Here is a 365-nt window from a genome sequence, read left to right as displayed (position 1 = left end):
GTCGCCACGCCGCCGCCCCACGCCGCGCTCTGGCCCGCGAAGCCGAGCCGGTAGCCATCCAGGATGGCGGCCCCGACCAGGCGCGCGCTCGGGCACCGGCGGCGCATCTGCGCGCTGTCCAGGTTCGAGCCGTAGGCGAAGTAGAGGTGGTTCAAAGGGTCTCCGGATCGTGCTCTCGTCAGCTTCTCGTACATCGCTTCCTCCTCGCGTGAAGTCCAGTCGCGGTCGCGGCAATCCGTCCGGGTTTCAGCACCTTGGAGGCCACCCGCGCCCGCCAACAGCGCCGCGACGGGCGACGTGGCGCGGGCCTGGCCTCCGCGGCGCCCATCAGCCGTTCGCCTCCCGGTAGGCCGCCGTGTCGCGGC

At 72.9% G+C, this 365-nt stretch carries 1 protein-coding gene; it reads right to left on the bottom strand.

Going from position 1 to position 365, the window contains the following annotated elements:
- Positions 1-194, bottom strand: a 194-nt coding sequence (locus FRC96_RS15935; RefSeq protein WP_146975899.1) for a gamma-glutamylcyclotransferase family protein, incomplete at its 3' end; no start/stop codon positions are given.
- Positions 195-365: the final 171 nt, after the last annotated feature.

Source organism: Lujinxingia vulgaris (assembly GCF_007997005.1).
Lineage (GTDB): Bacteria > Myxococcota_A > Bradymonadia > Bradymonadales > Bradymonadaceae > Lujinxingia.
The sequence above is the reverse complement of the archived record's forward strand: the minus strand, read 5'-3'. Positions and strand labels throughout refer to the sequence as shown.